The 14899-nt window shown below is 71.9% G+C and carries 14 protein-coding genes; 8 read left to right on the forward strand and 6 right to left on the reverse strand.

Annotation, left to right across the window (positions count from 1 at the left end; genetic code table 11):
* Positions 1-162: 162 nt before the first annotated feature.
* Positions 163-567, reverse strand: a complete 405-nt coding sequence (locus O0S08_RS41270; protein ID WP_269035011.1) for a hypothetical protein — start codon at positions 565-567, stop codon at positions 163-165.
* A gap of 97 nt (positions 568-664) precedes the next feature.
* Here O0S08_RS41270 and O0S08_RS41275 point away from each other — a divergent pair, with 97 nt between their 5' ends.
* The 5 genes from O0S08_RS41275 to O0S08_RS41295 all read left to right on the forward strand — a co-directional run bounded on the left by O0S08_RS41275 (position 665) and on the right by O0S08_RS41295 (position 5717).
* Complete coding sequence (locus tag O0S08_RS41275; RefSeq protein ID WP_269035012.1) at positions 665-1552, forward strand: DUF6910 family protein; 888 nt, start codon at positions 665-667, stop codon at positions 1550-1552.
* Positions 1553-1890: 338 nt separating this feature from the next.
* Positions 1891-2562: a molybdenum cofactor guanylyltransferase gene (mobA, locus tag O0S08_RS41280; RefSeq protein ID WP_269035013.1), complete on the forward strand. Its 672-nt coding sequence runs from the start codon at positions 1891-1893 to the stop codon at positions 2560-2562.
* Between the two features lie 187 nt (positions 2563-2749).
* Positions 2750-3376 carry a YqaA family protein gene (locus tag O0S08_RS41285; protein WP_269035014.1) on the forward strand — a complete coding sequence of 209 codons (627 nt, stop codon included), beginning with the start codon at positions 2750-2752 and terminating at the stop codon, positions 3374-3376.
* Positions 3377-3700: 324 nt separating this feature from the next.
* On the forward strand, positions 3701-4870 hold the full coding sequence (locus O0S08_RS41290) for a ribosomal protein L7/L12 (RefSeq protein WP_269035015.1): 1170 nt from the start codon (positions 3701-3703) through the stop codon (positions 4868-4870).
* Between the two features lie 181 nt (positions 4871-5051).
* Positions 5052-5717 carry an oxidoreductase gene (locus O0S08_RS41295; RefSeq protein ID WP_269035016.1) on the forward strand — a complete coding sequence of 222 codons (666 nt, stop codon included), beginning with the start codon at positions 5052-5054 and terminating at the stop codon, positions 5715-5717.
* A gap of 475 nt (positions 5718-6192) precedes the next feature.
* Here the strand turns inward: O0S08_RS41295 and O0S08_RS41300 are convergent, their stop codons facing one another.
* The 3 genes from O0S08_RS41300 to O0S08_RS41310 form a co-directional block, all read right to left on the reverse strand.
* Positions 6193-7236: an amidohydrolase family protein gene (locus tag O0S08_RS41300; RefSeq protein WP_269035017.1), complete on the reverse strand. Its 1044-nt coding sequence runs from the start codon at positions 7234-7236 to the stop codon at positions 6193-6195.
* A gap of 632 nt (positions 7237-7868) precedes the next feature.
* The gene (locus O0S08_RS41305; RefSeq protein ID WP_269035018.1) at positions 7869-8591 is read right to left on the reverse strand and encodes an enoyl-CoA hydratase/isomerase family protein; all 723 of its coding nucleotides are present in this window, start codon (positions 8589-8591) and stop codon (positions 7869-7871) included.
* 33 nt (positions 8592-8624) lie between these two features.
* A complete protein-coding gene (locus O0S08_RS41310) occupies positions 8625-9719 on the reverse strand; it encodes a hypothetical protein (RefSeq protein ID WP_269035019.1) in 1095 nt (364 codons plus the stop codon).
* Positions 9720-9853: 134 nt separating this feature from the next.
* On the opposite strand from O0S08_RS41310, the gene O0S08_RS41315 reads away from it, so the two are divergent.
* Positions 9854-11005 carry a TolB family protein gene (locus O0S08_RS41315; RefSeq protein WP_269035020.1) on the forward strand — a complete coding sequence of 384 codons (1152 nt, stop codon included), beginning with the start codon at positions 9854-9856 and terminating at the stop codon, positions 11003-11005.
* A gap of 135 nt (positions 11006-11140) precedes the next feature.
* Here the strand turns inward: O0S08_RS41315 and O0S08_RS41320 are convergent, their stop codons facing one another.
* Positions 11141-11806: a glutathione S-transferase family protein gene (locus O0S08_RS41320; RefSeq protein ID WP_269035021.1), complete on the reverse strand. Its 666-nt coding sequence runs from the start codon at positions 11804-11806 to the stop codon at positions 11141-11143.
* A 150-nt stretch (positions 11807-11956) separates the two neighbouring features.
* Between O0S08_RS41320 and O0S08_RS41325 the strand changes: the two genes are divergently transcribed.
* Both O0S08_RS41325 and O0S08_RS41330 read left to right on the forward strand, forming a co-directional pair.
* Complete coding sequence (locus tag O0S08_RS41325) at positions 11957-13306, forward strand: NAD(P)/FAD-dependent oxidoreductase (RefSeq protein WP_269035022.1); 1350 nt, start codon at positions 11957-11959, stop codon at positions 13304-13306.
* 153 nt (positions 13307-13459) lie between these two features.
* Positions 13460-14200, forward strand: a complete 741-nt coding sequence (locus O0S08_RS41330) for a fatty acid desaturase CarF family protein (protein WP_269035023.1) — start codon at positions 13460-13462, stop codon at positions 14198-14200.
* Between the two features lie 498 nt (positions 14201-14698).
* On the opposite strand, the gene O0S08_RS41335 is transcribed toward O0S08_RS41330, so the two are convergent.
* On the reverse strand, positions 14699-14899 hold the full coding sequence (locus tag O0S08_RS41335; RefSeq protein ID WP_269035024.1) for a hypothetical protein: 201 nt from the start codon (positions 14897-14899) through the stop codon (positions 14699-14701).

Here is a 14899-nt window from a genome sequence, read left to right on the forward strand (position 1 = left end):
GCGGAGATCACGCGAGCGCGGACCTGTTCCCGTCCAGCGTTGCAGATGCATCGGTGCGCGTCGCCGCGCCGCATCCGCGCGGTTCTGCACAAACACAGCGTTCAGTTGCGCCGCAAGTCGGGCCAGTGGTCCCACCAGTCGCGGTGCGTCTGCAGGTCGACCTCACCGCACGAGACTTTCGCCGGAGACAGACGCAGCGTGATGCACCCGTTCGTCGGTCGCATGTTCGCCGTCGCGGGGCACGTCGACGAAGGAGAGCCGGCGATCGCCGTGGAAGCACACGAGCGAGAACACCAGCCGCTCGGGCGGCGCGATCTGCTTCCAGCGGTCGCCGTGAATGCGCTCGAAGTCCTCCTCGGACTCGGTCGCCACGGTGACCGACGGCGGCGTGCACTGCATGCAGCGCTCGCCATCGTGACAAGACCGCACCACCGGCTCGCAGGCGATCAAGTGCGCTACCCTGTCGGCGACGATGCGGTACCGGCCGCCCTCGACGCCTCGCAAGCAGAGCACGGCTGGCTGCGCCAGGATGACCTCGTGCTCGCGGCCAGGGAGCGCGGCGGCCACGTCCCGCACACCGGCGCCCTCGCTGCATTGCACGCCGCACGAGCCGGCGCGCCCCGACGTCACAGACACATGGCCTTCAGAGCATGTCGATATGAACATGTCCAAGGAAATGATTCAGCTGCACCCCCTGCGCGACCTCGAGCTGTCGGCCGCGAGCGGCCTGGTGCGCCGCGGCGGCTGGTCGTTCGTGGTCGCCGACGATGACCTCGAGCTGCACGCCTACCCCGACGCCGGCCCGCCGCGCCGCTATCCGCTGCGAGCCGGGGTCCTGCCGTGCGAGCCGGCCGCGCGCAAGCAAGCCAAGCCCGACTTCGAGGCCCTGTGCCCGTGGGACGGCGGCGCCTTGCTGGCGCTCGGCTCGGGCTCGCGGCCGAACCGCCGGACCGGCGTGATCGTCCATGTCTCCGAGGACATGTCCTCTGCAACATGCTCCGAGTTCTCCCTGGCCTCGCTGCACGCCGCGCTCGCCGGCCTCGTGCCCGAGCTCAACCTCGAGGGCGCCGCGGTGTGGGCTGACCACCTCGTGCTGCTGCAGCGCGGCAACGGGGCCGGCAACCGCAGCGCGCTCGTCCGCCTCGATCGCGCGGCCGCGGCCGCGGCCGTGGCCGCCCGGGCCGAGTGGACCGCCGACCTGATCCGCGACCTCGCGTTCATCGACCTCGGCGACGTCGACGGCGTGCCCTACGGGGTCACCGACGCGGCCGCCATGCCCGACGGCGGCCTCTTGCTGACCGCGGCCGCCGAGGACACGCGCGACACCTACGCCGACGGGACCTGCCTCGGCTCGGCGCTGATCCGCCTCGACCCGCCGCACCAGGTCACCTGGCAGCGCGCCCTGCCCGGCCGGCACAAGTTCGAGGGCGTGTGGGCCGAGCCCGACGGCGACCGCGTCCGCGTCCACCTCGTCGCCGACGCCGACGATCCGTCCGTGCGCGCGCCGCTCTTCGTCACCACCCTCGATCCCCGCACCGGCCGCCCGCGCTGAACCCGAGCTCGCCGAGCGCACCGCCTCCTCGCGCGGCGCTGCGTCACCACCCTCGATCCCCGCACCGGCCGCCCGCGCTGAACCCGAGCTCGCCGAGCGCACCGCCTCCTCGCGCGGCGCTGCGTCACCACCCTCGAGCCCCAGTCTCCCGCGCCGAAGCCGGTCTGGATCCACGCAGTCGTGGCTGCCACGCGGGCCGTCTCGCGCGTCGCACGGCCGTCTGCATCCTGGCGCAGCGCGACCCTCCGCGAGCGGCGCCGACGCGTGCGCGCGACCGGGGCACGCGCGGGCTCTCTTGCCAACGCAGTCTGCCCCTGTCAGGCTCGCCCCCGGCCGCCATGTCCGACGCCTCCATTCAGTCCTGCGGCGCCGTCGTCCTCGCGGGCGGGCGATCCTCCCGCATGGGCGCGCCCAAGGCCCTGCTGCCGTGGCGCGGGCAGCCGCTCCTGTGTCACGTCGTCGACGTCCTGCGCGAGGTGTGCGACCGACCGATCGTCGTCGTCGCCCAGACCGGCCAGCCGCTGCCTCCGCTCCCGCCCGAGGTCGTGCTGGCCTACGACCCGCCCGAGTTCGACCACGGCGGCCCGCTCGTCGGTCTGTTCGCCGGCCTCGGAGTGTTGGTCGCCCATCGCGCCGAGTTCGCCTACCTCGGCGCGTGCGACAGCCCGTTCCTCAGCGCCGACTACGTGCGCCTGCTGGTGCGCCGGCTCGTCGACGAACCTGGCCTTGGGGGCATCTTGCCGTTCGACGCCCCGGCCTCGGGCGACCCGGCCGACCGTCACTTCCCGCACCCGCTCGCCAGCGCCGTGCGCGTCGCCGCCGCTCACGCCGCGGCGGCCGAGGTGCTGGCCAAGAGCGGCAGCCGGCCGCTCTTCATGTTCGACCGCCTCGGCGCGCGCTGGCTCGACGCCGCCGAGCTGCCCGACCGCCGCGTCCTCCGCACCTGCAACACTCCGCAGGAGTACGACGAGGCGCTCGCGCTCGACCGCCAGGACAGCGAGAGAGCCTGACCGCGATCACCCCGCGCAGGCCGCCGCTGCCGCTGCCTGCGGTACGCTGCTCCGGCCCGAAAGCGCGGACCCGTCGCGCGCCGGCTGCTGTCCCTTGCGCCAGGTTCTCGTCACATCCGCGCGCGGGTGAGTCACGCCACGCGTTCGCGCCCGCCGCCCGCGCCCTTCGCGTGGTAACGTCACGCCGGTGAACGACCCCGCGTCCGTGCCCGCGCCCGCCGCCTCGCGCAACCCGCTCCGGCGGATCTACCAGTGGGTGCTCAGCTGGGCCGACACCCCGTACGGCGTCCCGGCGCTGGTGGCGATCGCGTTCGTCGAGTCGAGCGTGTTCCCGATCCCGCCCGACGTGCTGCTGATCGCGCTGGCGCTGTCGGCACCCACGCGGGCGTTCCGCTTCGCCGCGTGGTGCACCCTCGGCTCGGTGCTCGGCGGCCTGTTCGGCTACCTGATCGGCTACGCCCTGTGGTCGACCTTCGAGCCCTACATCATCGGCCCGGTGTTCTCGCGCGAGACCTTCGAGCTCGTCACCACCGAGTACCAGAAGCACGGCGAGCTCGCCGTCTTCATCGCCGCCTTCACGCCGATCCCCTACAAGGTCTTCACCGTCGCCGCCGGCGTCGCCCAGATCAACATCGTCGGCTTCATCCTCGCCAGCATCCTCGGCCGCGGCGGCCGCTTCTTCCTCGTCGCCGCCGTCATCCGCCTGGCCGGCCCGCGCGCCAAGCAGCTGATCGACAAGTACTTCGACGTCGTCACCATCGTCACCGGCCTCCTGCTGGTGCTCGGCGTCGTGCTCTACCAGCTGCTCCGATAAGCGGCTGGCCGATCGTGCATGTCCTGAGGGCCATGCAGATCCGCGCCGCGGATCAACGCGGTGGTCCCCGGCTCCGAACCGCCGTGACGAGGTGCCGAAGCGCTTCGAGCGGAAGACGCCCGGGATCTGGCGGACGACGAAGCCCTGCGCGCGGAGGATGGCCCTGATGAAGCAGTCGGCGGGCGTCGGCCAGCGCGACGCACTGTCCTGGTGCGCGTGCGAGAGGCCGGCCGTCGCCGGCGACAGGACGCCTCGGACCGTCGCCGGCGTCCGAGCCCCTTGACGCGCCCCCCGCCGCGAGCGACACCGAACGCCGGTGCGACCATGACGAACCCAGCCTTCGTGAGCTGCCCCGACCTCACCGACGACGACCTCCGCCAGGTCTTGCGTGAGCTGAAAGCGGCGCGCGACGAGCCCTCCCGCATCGGTCGAGCCCTGGCGGTGTTCCGCTACCACGCCGACTGGCACCAGGTGCTCTGGCACATCGCGCGCCACCGGCTCGTCCGCGTCGAGGATCACGGGCCGCTCCTCGACGTCCTGGCCGAGACCGCGACCATCGATCCGTCGTCGTCTCCCGACCTGCCGCAGCTCGGCGCCGACTTGCTGGCGCGCCTGCCCGACGGTCGGGACCACGGCCTGCCCGGCGGCTGGAACCAGCACGTCGACGACCTCGTGTTCGCGCTGTATCGCCACGACCCGGCCCCGTTCCTGGCCCTGCGCGCCAGCTTGCCGCCCCGCTTGCGCTGCGCCCTCGACTTCGTGCGCGGCCGCGTCGGCGATCGCCTCGGCGACGCCGAGCGCGCCGACGTCCTGGCGATGCTGCTCGCCCACGCCGGCAGCGTCGGCCTCACCACCTTCGAGCACCTGCGGCTGGTCGACGACGCCGGCGAGCAGGAGCTCATGCTCCGGTCGGCCGCGGAGGTCCGCACCGTCGCCTTGCGCTTCGGCAGCGGCGAGGCGTGGGACGACGGCCTCCTCGCCGGGGTCCGCAACGACCGCTGGACCCGCTTCGACGACGTCCTGCCGGCGCTGGCCCGCTTGCCGCTCGACGAGCTGATCCAGCGGCTCCTGCCGCGCTGCCTGTCCGCGGGCCTGCTCCACGCTCTCCTGTCCGATCGGTCAGACTCCGACGAGGCCCTGCGCGCCGCGGCCGAGGCCCTGACGAGCGACCCTCCCGGCGCGTGGCTGCGGCACGGCCTCACCGAGGTCCTCAAGGCCCGCGCGGCCGCGCCGATCGAAAAATGCACCGTCCGGCTGGTGCGCGTCGGACCCAATCGCATGCGCCTCATCAAGCTGCTCGCCACGCGCACTCCGGTCGGCGTCCAGGGAGCACGGGCGGCCGTCGAGGCCGCGCCCGCCGAGCTCGTGGACGCCATGCCTGTCGCCGAGGCCAGGTCGCTCGCCGCCGAGGTCGAGGCTCTCGGCGGCGAGATCGCGCTGGATAACTTCCGCACGCACCCGGGCCACGTCGTCAGCGACCCACTGCCGTGGTGACGCTTCGTCGCGCGACGCGACGCCGAGCGGGCCTTCCGCAGCCTGCAGGTCCCCGTCGCGCCGGACCTCGATGCCGTGATGACGACGCCGCACCGGGGGCCGGGTCACCCGGGCTCGACGACGACCTGTCGCCGCGAAATCCGAGCCGGCCGCCGATTAACGGGCTACACAGCCAGCAGCCATGAACGCCTCTCCTCGCACGGCTCTCCTCATCGGCGCCACCGGTCTCGTCGGCCGCGAGCTGCTCCGTCAGCTGCTCGCCGATCCCCGCTACACTGCGGTCACCGTCCTCGCCCGGCGCTCTGCCGGCGTGCAGCACGACAAGCTCACCGAGCACCTCGTCGACTTCGACCGCTCCGACGACTGGAGCGCGCTGGCGAAGGGCGACCACCTGTTTAGCGCCCTCGGCACCACGCTCAAGGCCGCCGGCTCGCGCGAGGCGCAGTACAGGGTCGACTACACCTACCAGTTCGAGGTCGCCCGCGCGGCCCGTCGCAACGGCGCCGACACCTACGTCCTCGTCTCGAGCACCGGCGCCGCGCCGAAGTCCTCGATCTTCTACTCGCGGATGAAGGGCGAGCTCGAGCGCGACACCGCCGCGCTCGGCTTCCCGCGCGCCCGCTACCTCCGCCCCGGCCCGCTCGACGGCGACCGCCAGGAGCACCGCACCGGCGAGCGCTGGGCCCTGCGCCTGCTCCGGCCGCTCGCCCCGATCCTGCCTGCCGCGGCGCGCCCGATCGACGCCGCCATCGTCGCCCGCGCCGGCATCGCCGCCGCGTTCGAGCCCACGCCCGGCGCCGTCGACTACGGCGCCGCCGACCTGTTCCGCCTCGGCGCGCCGAAGTGACCGTGAGGCGCGCGGCCGACGGCCCCGCGCTCGTCGCCGCGTCATTCCATGGCCCAAGGGACAGGTCCACGCGGAGACCACCGACCTGCGGCCGTGACGGCCGAGCGCATTCGGCATGATGTCCCGAGAGACATCTCGAGCCGCTGCCGCATTGTCCCGTATCCGCGTGCCTCGCCCGAAGAGCTCGAGGCACGATTCGCGGCTGCCTCGCGGCGCGCGTCTGTCTCACCGCAGACGGCGCGCCGCGTCGCAGTGAGCGCCGCGCCCACGGTCCGCGCATCGCGTCAACTCCTCGCATAGGGGACCCCTCTCCGAGGAGCGCCGGATCCGCTACCGCTTTGACCTCCAGCGCGCACGAAGCTGCCACGACGGCATGCCTGCTCGCGGCGTCAGCGAAGATTCGTCGGGCTGTTCGCGCCCGCTCGGCCTCTTGCAATCGCCGTCGACCACGCGGCCGCGTGCGGCTCGCGGCGCCTCAGCGACGCACCCCGGCGACGAACACCGCCTCGGGCTCCGCAAGCGTCCCGGGAGTCAGCCGTGGGTCGGCCGCCACGATCATGAAGCTCGCCACCCCGCCGACCCTCAGCACCCCGGGTCCCGGCGGCGTCGCCTGATCGAGCCCCCAGTACTGCGCCGGCGCCGTCGTCATCGCCGTCAAGATTGCCTGTCCGTCGAGACCTGCCTCGAGGAGCAGATCGATCTCCTCGCCGGAGATCGCCGCGATCTGCGTGTTGCCGAGGTCCGTCCCGTACAGCACCGTCATTCCCGCTGCACGCAACTTCGTCAGATTCTCGCCCGCGGCCCCGCCGAACGCCGACAGCGTCGAGATCACCGCGCGCCCGGCCCACGCCTCGACCGTGCGCGCCTGCAGCGGCTCCACCGGCGCGTGCGCCAGCACGTCGGCCCCGGCCTCCGCGGCGACGCGCGCGTGGCGATCCAGCAGCGCGTGCGCGGCCACCTTCAACCCGCGGGCGTGGGCGCGCGTCACGAGCGCCCGCAGCGTCGCTGGCGGGAGCGCCGGGGCGTCCGTCACCGGCACCTTGATCACCTTCGCCCCGGCGTCCGCCAGCGTGTCGACCGCCTGTTCGGCGGCCGCCGCGGACTCGACCTCGAGCCCGTAGCCGTCGCTACCCCAGTCGCGGGTCGGGTAGCCGCCGCGCGCGGTGATCATCGGCCCGCTGGGCAGCACCACCAGCTCGGGCGGCGCCTCGCGTTCAGCCAGCCCCGACAGCGGCGCCGCCAGATCGACCACCGCCGCCACCCCGGCGTCGAGCAAGCGGCGACCGCCCGGCAGGAAGCTCAGATGCACGTGGCTGTCGATCGCCGCCGGCACGATCCACCGGCCCGCGCGTCGCAGCTCCGGCGGTCCCGCGGGCACTGACCCGATGGCCGCGATCCGTCCGTCCTTCACTGCGAGATCCGCGACCCCGACCCCGACGATCTCCGCCCCGCGGATCACGAAATGCCCGCCCCGCGGCTCCGCCTCGACCGCACTGACGCTCGGCGCCGGCGCGCTCACCGGGCTCCCTGTCGGCCGCGCCGCCGCAGGCGTCCGCCCCGGCGCGCACGCCAGCAGTGCCAGCCCCAGGAGACACGTCGCCCCGCCCCGCCCGCGCATCGCCGCCCTCGCACGTGGCCCGGCGATACCTGCCCGAACGGACATGTCCGAACACGTCGCCTCGCCCCGCCCGCGCATCGCCGCCCTCGCGCGCGGCCCGGCGATACCTGCCCGAACGGACATGTCCGAACACGTCGCCCCGCCCCGCCCGCTCATCGCCGCCCTCGCACGCGGTCCGGCGATACCTGCCCGCACGGACATGTCCGAAAGTCCTGTCCACTCGCCGTCCGGCCTGGCGCGCAGCCCGGTAGCACCTGCTTCACCGTCGCCTCCTACCATCGCCGCCGCACCCCCTCGGCCCTCGGCCCTGCCCCGCAACCCGCCGAGACTGCCCTCGCGCACGGCAGCAACACCGACCCAACGGACAGCCCCTGCCCTCACCGCTGTGCTCCTCCGGAGCCGACCGGCGCGACCTGCCCGAACGACCGGATCACCCGTTCGCCCCTCCCGCAAGGACATGCCCCTTCAAACATGTCCCTCGTCGCCTGTCCTTCACACCATGCCCCTCCGGACATGTCTCCATTACACTAGAACTACCCCTTCTTCGCCTGCGCCTTCGCGGCCAGGAACGCGCCGATGCGGGCGCGCAGGGCGGGGTCGGACCAGTGGGGGAGCAGCGCCTCGCGCTCGGCGCGGCGCTGGGCCGGGTCGACGTCGAGGACGCCGCCGCGGATCGCCCGCTTGGCGGCGCTGTAGGCGTCGGCGGGGTGGCTGGCGAGCTCGGTGAGGCGCTGGCGGGCGACGGCTTCGGCGGCGGCGGCGACCTCGTCGACCAGGCCGACGCGGAGCGCGTCCTGGGGGTCGTAGAGGCGGGCGCCGAGGATCACCTCGTCGAGCGACTGCGGGTTGACCCGCTTCCGCGCCAGCGCCAGCGCCGTCGCGGGGAAGTGCAGGCCGAGCGCCACCTCGTTGAGGCCGATCTTCAGCCTGGGATCGGCCGCGCACACGCGGTGGTCGCAGCACATGGCGACCAGGCAGCCGCCCGCGATCGCGTGGCCGCTGACCAGCGCGACCGTCGGCCCCGGGTAGTTGTAGAGCTCGTGGAGCAGGTCCTCGAGGACAGCCAGGAATTCGTCGAGCCCGGCGGCGTCGAGCGTCGCCAGCTCGAAGAAGTTGAGCCCGGCGGAGAACGCATCACCCTCGCCGCGGAGCAGCACCGGCTGCCCCTCGGCCCGCGCCAGCTGGCCGCGAAGCGACTGCATCAGCGCCGAGCTCAGCGCGTTCTTCCCCGGACCCGACAGGACGACATCGATCATCGCCCTGATTTTACCGCGTCGGGCCGGCGCGGCTCAGCGGAACAGCGAGAGGATCCTGTCCCACCAGCTCCGGGCGCCCTCGACCTTCGACGCGATCCCCTCGTCGTCCGTGCGGCCGCCCGGGGCCGCCGGCCCGCTCGCCGCGTCCTCGGCATCCGCGCCGGCGTCGTTCCAGTCGGCGAGGATCTCCTCGAGCGTCTCGACCAGCGACGTGTAGTCCTGGATCTCCGACTGCAGGTAGATCCGCTCGGGCACGTTCTTGTTCTGGATCGGCGCGAACGCGGCCTGGACCGTCGCCAGGTGCTCACGGCCGCGGAGCAGGCAGCGGGTCACCGCCCCCTTGGCCTCGTCGCCGGTCTGACCCAGCTCGACCAGGTCGCGCGCCGCGGCCTCGGCCGAGCTCACCGTCTCCTTGTCGTGGCGGTCGAGGCAGTCGAGCAATTGCGGCACGCACGCCGCGAGCGCCTGCTTCTGGCGCGCGCGGTCGCCTTCGAGCTCGGTCTGGATCTTCTGCGCCATCAGGTGGGCCGCGTGCCAGCGCGTGCGCGGCACCGGCGACTGCAGCTCGGCGAGCGCCACCTCGAACGTGTACTCGACCTCGGGCTCCTCCTCCTGCGCCGACGACTCCGGCCGGTTGGCGATCAGCTGCGCGGCCTGGGCCTGCATCGCCGCGACGTGGGCCGGGTTGTACTTGGCGTACAGCTGCCCGTACTGCGTCGTGATCCTGTGCATCGTGTCCTGGCTCATCGCCAGGGTCCACGCCTCGCGCCCGCTGTTCCACACCGTCATGCTGACGCCGTGGCGCGCCAGCAGGGCCTCGAAGTCGACGCCGGGCTGGGCCGCCTCGGCCGACAGGCGCGCGTACATGTCGAGCGTCAGCCCGCCGCGGACCTCCTGGCTCATGTCGGCGACGTCGCCGAAGTGCGCCTGCATCGTCAGCGCGTTCTGGGCCGTGTTGAAGCGCGCCCACAGCTGCCCGCTCTTGTCGGCGTCCATGCGAGCGTGCCAGCTGTTCCACGCCTGTCCCCACGCGTGCTCGTCGACACCCTTCGTCGCGAGGTAGCGCAGGAAGTACGGCTTGAACGCGGGCTCGCCGTGTTGCGCCCGCAGCTCGTTGTGTTTGCTCATGGTCTCGGCCATGGCTTCGAGGGAGAGTCCGTGAATTGCGTCCATGGGGGGTTTCGGGGGCCGGCGGATACCACTCGCGACTCGCCGCGCACAAGACGGCGAAACCGCGCCACCATCCTGTTATCCTCCCGGACATGCGTCCCGTCCTCGCCCGCCTCGCGGCCCCGCTGACCGTCCTCGCCCTCGCCGCGTGTCAGGGCGCCGCTCCGCCGGCCGCCGACAAGCCCGCTGCCAAGCCCGCCGCCGACAAGCCCGCCGCCGACAAACCCACCGCCGACAAGCCCGCCGAGGCGCCCGCGGACAAGCCCGACCCGGGCGTCCCGCTGGCGGGCGAGCGCCACTTCAAGTCGCTGCAGCAGCTCACCTTCGGAGGCGAGAACGCGGAGGCGTACTTCTCCGGCGACGAGAAGCGGCTGGTGTTCCAGAGCACCCGCGACGGGGCCGGATGCGACCAGATCTACACGCTCGACCTGGCCGACAAGACAGCCAAGCGGGTCAGCTCGGGCAAGGGCCGCACGACCTGCGCCTACTTCCTCCCGGGCGACCAGCGGATCCTCTACGCCTCGACCCACGCGGCCGCCGACGACTGCCTGCCCAACCCCGACCGCAGCCGCGGCTACGTGTGGAAGCTCTACCCCGAGTTCGACATCTACACCGCCGCCGCCGACGGGAGCGACATCAAGCCGCTGGTCACCGGCCCCGGCTACGACGCCGAGGCCACGGTCTCGCCGACGGGCGACGCGATCGTGTTCACCTCGACCCGCGACGGCGACCCCGAGCTGTACAAGATCAACGTCGACGGCACCGGCCTCGTGCGCCTCACCAACACCCGCGGCTACGACGGCGGCGCCTTCTTCTCGCCCGACGGCAAGCGGATCGTCTACCGCGCCAACCACCCCGAGGGCGAGGCCGAGCTCAAGGCCTACGACGATATCATCAAGGAGCACCTGGTCCGCCCGACCCGCCTCGAGATCTTCGTGATGAACGCCGACGGCAGCGAGCAGCGCCAGGTGACGAAGAACGGCAAGGCCAACTTCGCCCCGTTCTTCCACCCCGACGGCAAGCGCATCGTCTTCAGCTCCAACCAGGGCGACCCCAAGGGCCGCAACTTCGACCTCTACCTGATCGGCGACGACGGCGAGGGCCAGGAGCAGGTCACCTTCAGCGACACCTTCGACGGCTTCCCGATGTTCACCCGCGACGGCAAGCACCTGGTGTTCGCCTCCAACCGCGGCGCCAAGACCCACGGCGACACTGACGTGTTCCTGGCCGAGTGGGTCGACTGACCCTGTCTTCAGGGACCTGTCCCGGGGGACCTGTCCCCGGGAGCCTGCCCTGAGAGCCAGGTCAGCGCGCTCGTCGCCGCGCCGCTCGCGCGGCGCCCGGCCTCGCACCGCGACGCGAAGCCGATGAATTCGCGCTCACGATTCGGGCTCGGTGAGATACGAGTAGGGCGTCTGCTTCCACACCGACGGCCAGGTGGCGATCACGCTGGGCCGCTCCTTCATGCGCAGGCAGAAGGCGTGGAGGTTGGGGTAGCGCTGCTCGAGCTCGAGGCCGAGGTGGGCCGCGGTGGCGACGTAGGCGAACACCGCGAGGTCGGCCAGGCTGATGGCCGAGCCGGCCGCCCAGTGGCCGATGCCGTAGTAGTACTCCCAGAAGAACAGCTCGTCGTGGAGGAACGACGCCAGGTGGTCGACCTCGGCCGGGTCGAGGTCGATCGCCTTGGTGTTCATCAGGTACGAGAACAGCGCCATCCCGACCTGCTTGAGGTTGTTGGCCTCGTGCAGCCGCGTCAGCGCCCGTCCGCGCAGCGCGTTGGTGTTGGGCAACAGCGCCGGCTGCGGGTAGGCGTATTCGAGGTAGTCGAAGATCGCCAGCGTCTCGTAGACGACGATGTTGCCGTCCATCAGCACCGGCACGGTGCCGCGCGGGTTCTTGGCCAGCATCTCCGGGCTCTTGTGCTCGCCGGCCGTGAACGACAGCAGCTTGCACTCGTGGTCGAGCCCCTTCTCTTCGAGCGCGAGCCGCACCATCCAGCACGGCGGCGAGCACTCGACCGCGCGGATCGTGCTGGGGTCCGGCATGTAAAGCCTGATCTCCTCAGACGATTCGGACGTCGACATGAGTGCGTCTTGTTAACAGATCCGTCCGCCGCGCGTCAAGCGCACAGCCGCCCGCCCGGATAAAGCCCGCTTCAGCGGCCCCTCGCGGGTCTTCGAGTACACTTCCGGCACATGAACGCGGGGAAAGCCAAGAAGCGCGTGATCATCGTCGGCGGTGGGTTCGGCGGCCTGCGCGTCGCTCGCGGGCTCGCCGGCGTCGACGATGTCGAGATCACCCTGCTCGACCGGCGCAATCACCACCTGTTCCAGCCGCTGCTGTATCAGGTCGCCATGGCCGGCCTCAGTCCGGCCGAGATCGCCGTCCCGATCCGCACCGTCTTCAGCCGCCAAAGCAACTGTCGGGTCATCCTCGAGACCGCCACCGGCATCGACTTCGCAAACAAGAAGCTCAAGACCGCCGGCCTCGGCGAGCTCGACTACGACTGGCTGGTCCTCGCGTGTGGCTCCCGTCACAGCTATTTCGGCCACATCGAGTGGGAGGACTACGCGCCCGGCCTCAAGTCGCTCGAGGAGGCGACGGAGATCCGCCGCCGCGTCCTGACCGCGTTCGAGCTGGCCGAGAAGGAGACCGACCCGGCCAAACAGCGGCGCCTGCTGACGTTCGTGGTCATCGGGGGCGGCCCGACGGGTGTCGAGCTCGCCGGCGCTCTCGGCGAGATCAGCCGCTTCACCCTGTCCCGCGACTTCCGCCGCATCGACCCCGAGCGCGCGCGCGTGATCCTCATCGAGGCGGGTCCGCGGATCCTCCCGACCTTCGCCGAGAAGCTGTCCGACAAGGCCACCCGCGACCTCGAGCAGCTCGGCGTCACCGTGTGGACCAACTCCATGGTCACCAACGTCACCGGCGACGGCGTCGTCCTCGGCGGCGAGTCGGTCCACGCGGCGACCGTGCTGTGGGCCGCCGGCGTGGCCCCACCCGAGCTCAACCGCGGCCTCGGCGTCGAGCTCGACCGCCAGGGCCGCGTCATCGTCGAGAAGGACTGCAGCATCCCCGGCCACCGCGACGTGTTCGTCATCGGCGACCAGGCCCACATCGAGGAAGAGCCCGGCAAGCCGCTGCCCGGCCTGGCCCCGGTGGCGATTCAGCAGGGCAAGCACATCGCCCGCAACATCCAGCTCGAGCTCAAGGGCAAGGCGCGCGAGCCGTTCCACTACGTCGACAAGGGTCAGATGGCGACCATCGGCCGCCGTCGCGCGATCGCCCAGTTCGCCGGCATGGAGATCGCCGGCTTCTTCGCCTGGCTCGCCTGGCTGCTCGTCCACGTCTACTACCTGATCGGCTTCAAGAACCGCCTCCAGGTCATGTGGGAGTGGACGTGGTCGTACCTGAAGTTCCGCCGCGGCGCCCGGCTGATCGTCAACAAGGAGTGGCACGCCCCGCTGCCGGCCCCGGCGAAGCCCGCCGAACCACCACCCGCGGTCGAGTCGCGCCCGCCGCCGCCGGCCCAGGCCCACGCGTGAGCTCGCCGCCGCGAGCCTGACTTCTCCGCCAGACGTCGCTTACGGCCGTTTGCCCGCGCGGATTCGCCAGCCGCGCCGGCGCGTGCGCACCCTCTCGTTACGGAAGCCCTTTGCAAAACCGGCCGGTCTGCCGCGATCATCGTAGAGCCCGCGATGTCCGCGACCCCCGACGACATCCCTCACGACTACGACATGAGCGGCTCGCTGTGGATGCGTCTCGTCGACGCCTCCAGCATGTCGGTGTTCTTCTTCTTCGAGTACCTGCTGGCGCGCGACGTCTACCTGCACCTCGATGCCACGTCGTCGGGGCTGGCGACCTGGCTGCTGCCGCTGGCGCTGGTGCTCGGCTACATCACCGCCGACTTCGTCTCGGGCTTCGTGCACTTCCTGGCCGACAACATCGGCTCGACGCGCACGCCCTTCTTCGGCCCGGTGTTCATCCGCCCGTTCCGCGAGCACCACGTCGACCCGCTGGCGATCACCCGCCACGACTTCCTCGAGGTCAACGGCGCCAACTGCCTGATCAGCCTGCCCGTGCTGATCGGCACCTGGTACTTCGTCCCGATCCACGGCACCGCCTCGCTGTTCTTCGCCGCCTACATCGGCCTGTTCCTGTTCGGCATCTTCCTCACCAACCAGTTCCACAGCTGGGCCCACCACCCGAACCCGTCCGCGTGGATCCGCCGGCTCCAGCGCACCGGGCTGATCCTCGGCCCCGAGCACCACGCGCGCCACCACACCCCGCCGTTCAACACCTACTACTGCATCACATCCGGCTGGCTCAACCCGATCCTCGCCCGCACCCGCCTGTTCGAGCGCCTCAAAGAGCCGCTCCGACGCGTGCTCGAGCCGATCGCCGGCAAGGCCGACGAGGTCGGCGGCGTCCAGGAGTAGCTGTCCCAAGAGACAGGTCAAACCGACCTGTCCCATGCGCCAGGTGATCGCCGGCGCCTCAGCCGCGCCCTGCTCGCCTGCCGCTCGCGCGAGCTCATGCCTGACGCCGGCCGTCGCCGGGATGTCTCACCCGTCTCCTGGGCCAGCCATCCCGCGTCCGCGCGAGCGGCGGCCTGGCCGGCTCGGCTGTCTCTTGGGCCAGCCATCCCGCGTCCGCGCGAGCGGCGGCCCGTTCGGCTCGGCTGTCTCTTGGGCCAGCCACTCGCCCGCCCTCTTCGCTTGCGGCTCGCCGGTCCGCCCGCATGCGTGCTCACCTCCAGCGCCAGCCGTCGCCGACCGCGACACCGGACGACTCGCCTGTCTCTTGGGCCAGCCATTACATTTCCGCGCCCCGCGCCCCGGCGGGCTCGTCTGCGCCTCGCGCCAGCCTCTCGCCGGCCCGCTCGCGTGCGGACTCACCTGTCTCTTGCGCCAGCCTCGCGCCGACCTTCGTCGTCGCTACGTCGGCCGGGTCCACAGCGGCGGCCAGTCGTCGAAGCGCAGCACCTCGACGCCATCGATCGCCAGCGCGTAGAGCGGCTCGTCGGGGAAGTCGCCGAGCCGGATCGTCCACCGCTCGCCGTCGACCTCCGCCACGTACATGGCCGAAGAGTCCTGTCCCTTCGACCATTTAATAATTCGCCGCAGCCGCCCGTCCAT

Origin of the sequence: Nannocystis punicea (assembly GCF_026965555.1) — a bacterium.
GTDB lineage: Bacteria > Myxococcota_A > Polyangia > Nannocystales > Nannocystaceae > Nannocystis > Nannocystis punicea.

Bases quoted from the DNA above. Each gene is read 5' to 3' on its own strand.
- mobA (WP_269035013.1), top strand. From the start codon at position 1,891: ATGTCCGACGCCTCCATTCAGTCCTGCGGCGCCGTCGTCCTCGCGGGC.
- O0S08_RS41325 (WP_269035022.1), top strand. From the start codon at position 11,957: ATGAACGCGGGGAAAGCCAAGAAGCGCGTGATCATCGTCGGCGGTGGG.
- O0S08_RS41315 (WP_269035020.1), top strand. From the start codon at position 9,854: ATGCGTCCCGTCCTCGCCCGCCTCGCGGCCCCGCTGACCGTCCTCGCC.
- O0S08_RS41305 (WP_269035018.1), bottom strand. From the start codon at position 8,591: ATGATCGATGTCGTCCTGTCGGGTCCGGGGAAGAACGCGCTGAGCTCG.
- O0S08_RS41275 (WP_269035012.1), top strand. From the start codon at position 665: ATGTCCAAGGAAATGATTCAGCTGCACCCCCTGCGCGACCTCGAGCTG.
- O0S08_RS41290 (WP_269035015.1), top strand. From the start codon at position 3,701: ATGACGAACCCAGCCTTCGTGAGCTGCCCCGACCTCACCGACGACGAC.
- O0S08_RS41320 (WP_269035021.1), bottom strand. From the start codon at position 11,806: ATGCCGGACCCCAGCACGATCCGCGCGGTCGAGTGCTCGCCGCCGTGC.
- O0S08_RS41330 (WP_269035023.1), top strand. From the start codon at position 13,460: ATGTCCGCGACCCCCGACGACATCCCTCACGACTACGACATGAGCGGC.
- O0S08_RS41295 (WP_269035016.1), top strand. From the start codon at position 5,052: ATGAACGCCTCTCCTCGCACGGCTCTCCTCATCGGCGCCACCGGTCTC.
- O0S08_RS41335 (WP_269035024.1), bottom strand. From the start codon at position 14,899: ATGGACGGGCGGCTGCGGCGAATTATTAAATGGTCGAAGGGACAGGAC.
- O0S08_RS41310 (WP_269035019.1), bottom strand. From the start codon at position 9,719: ATGAGCAAACACAACGAGCTGCGGGCGCAACACGGCGAGCCCGCGTTC.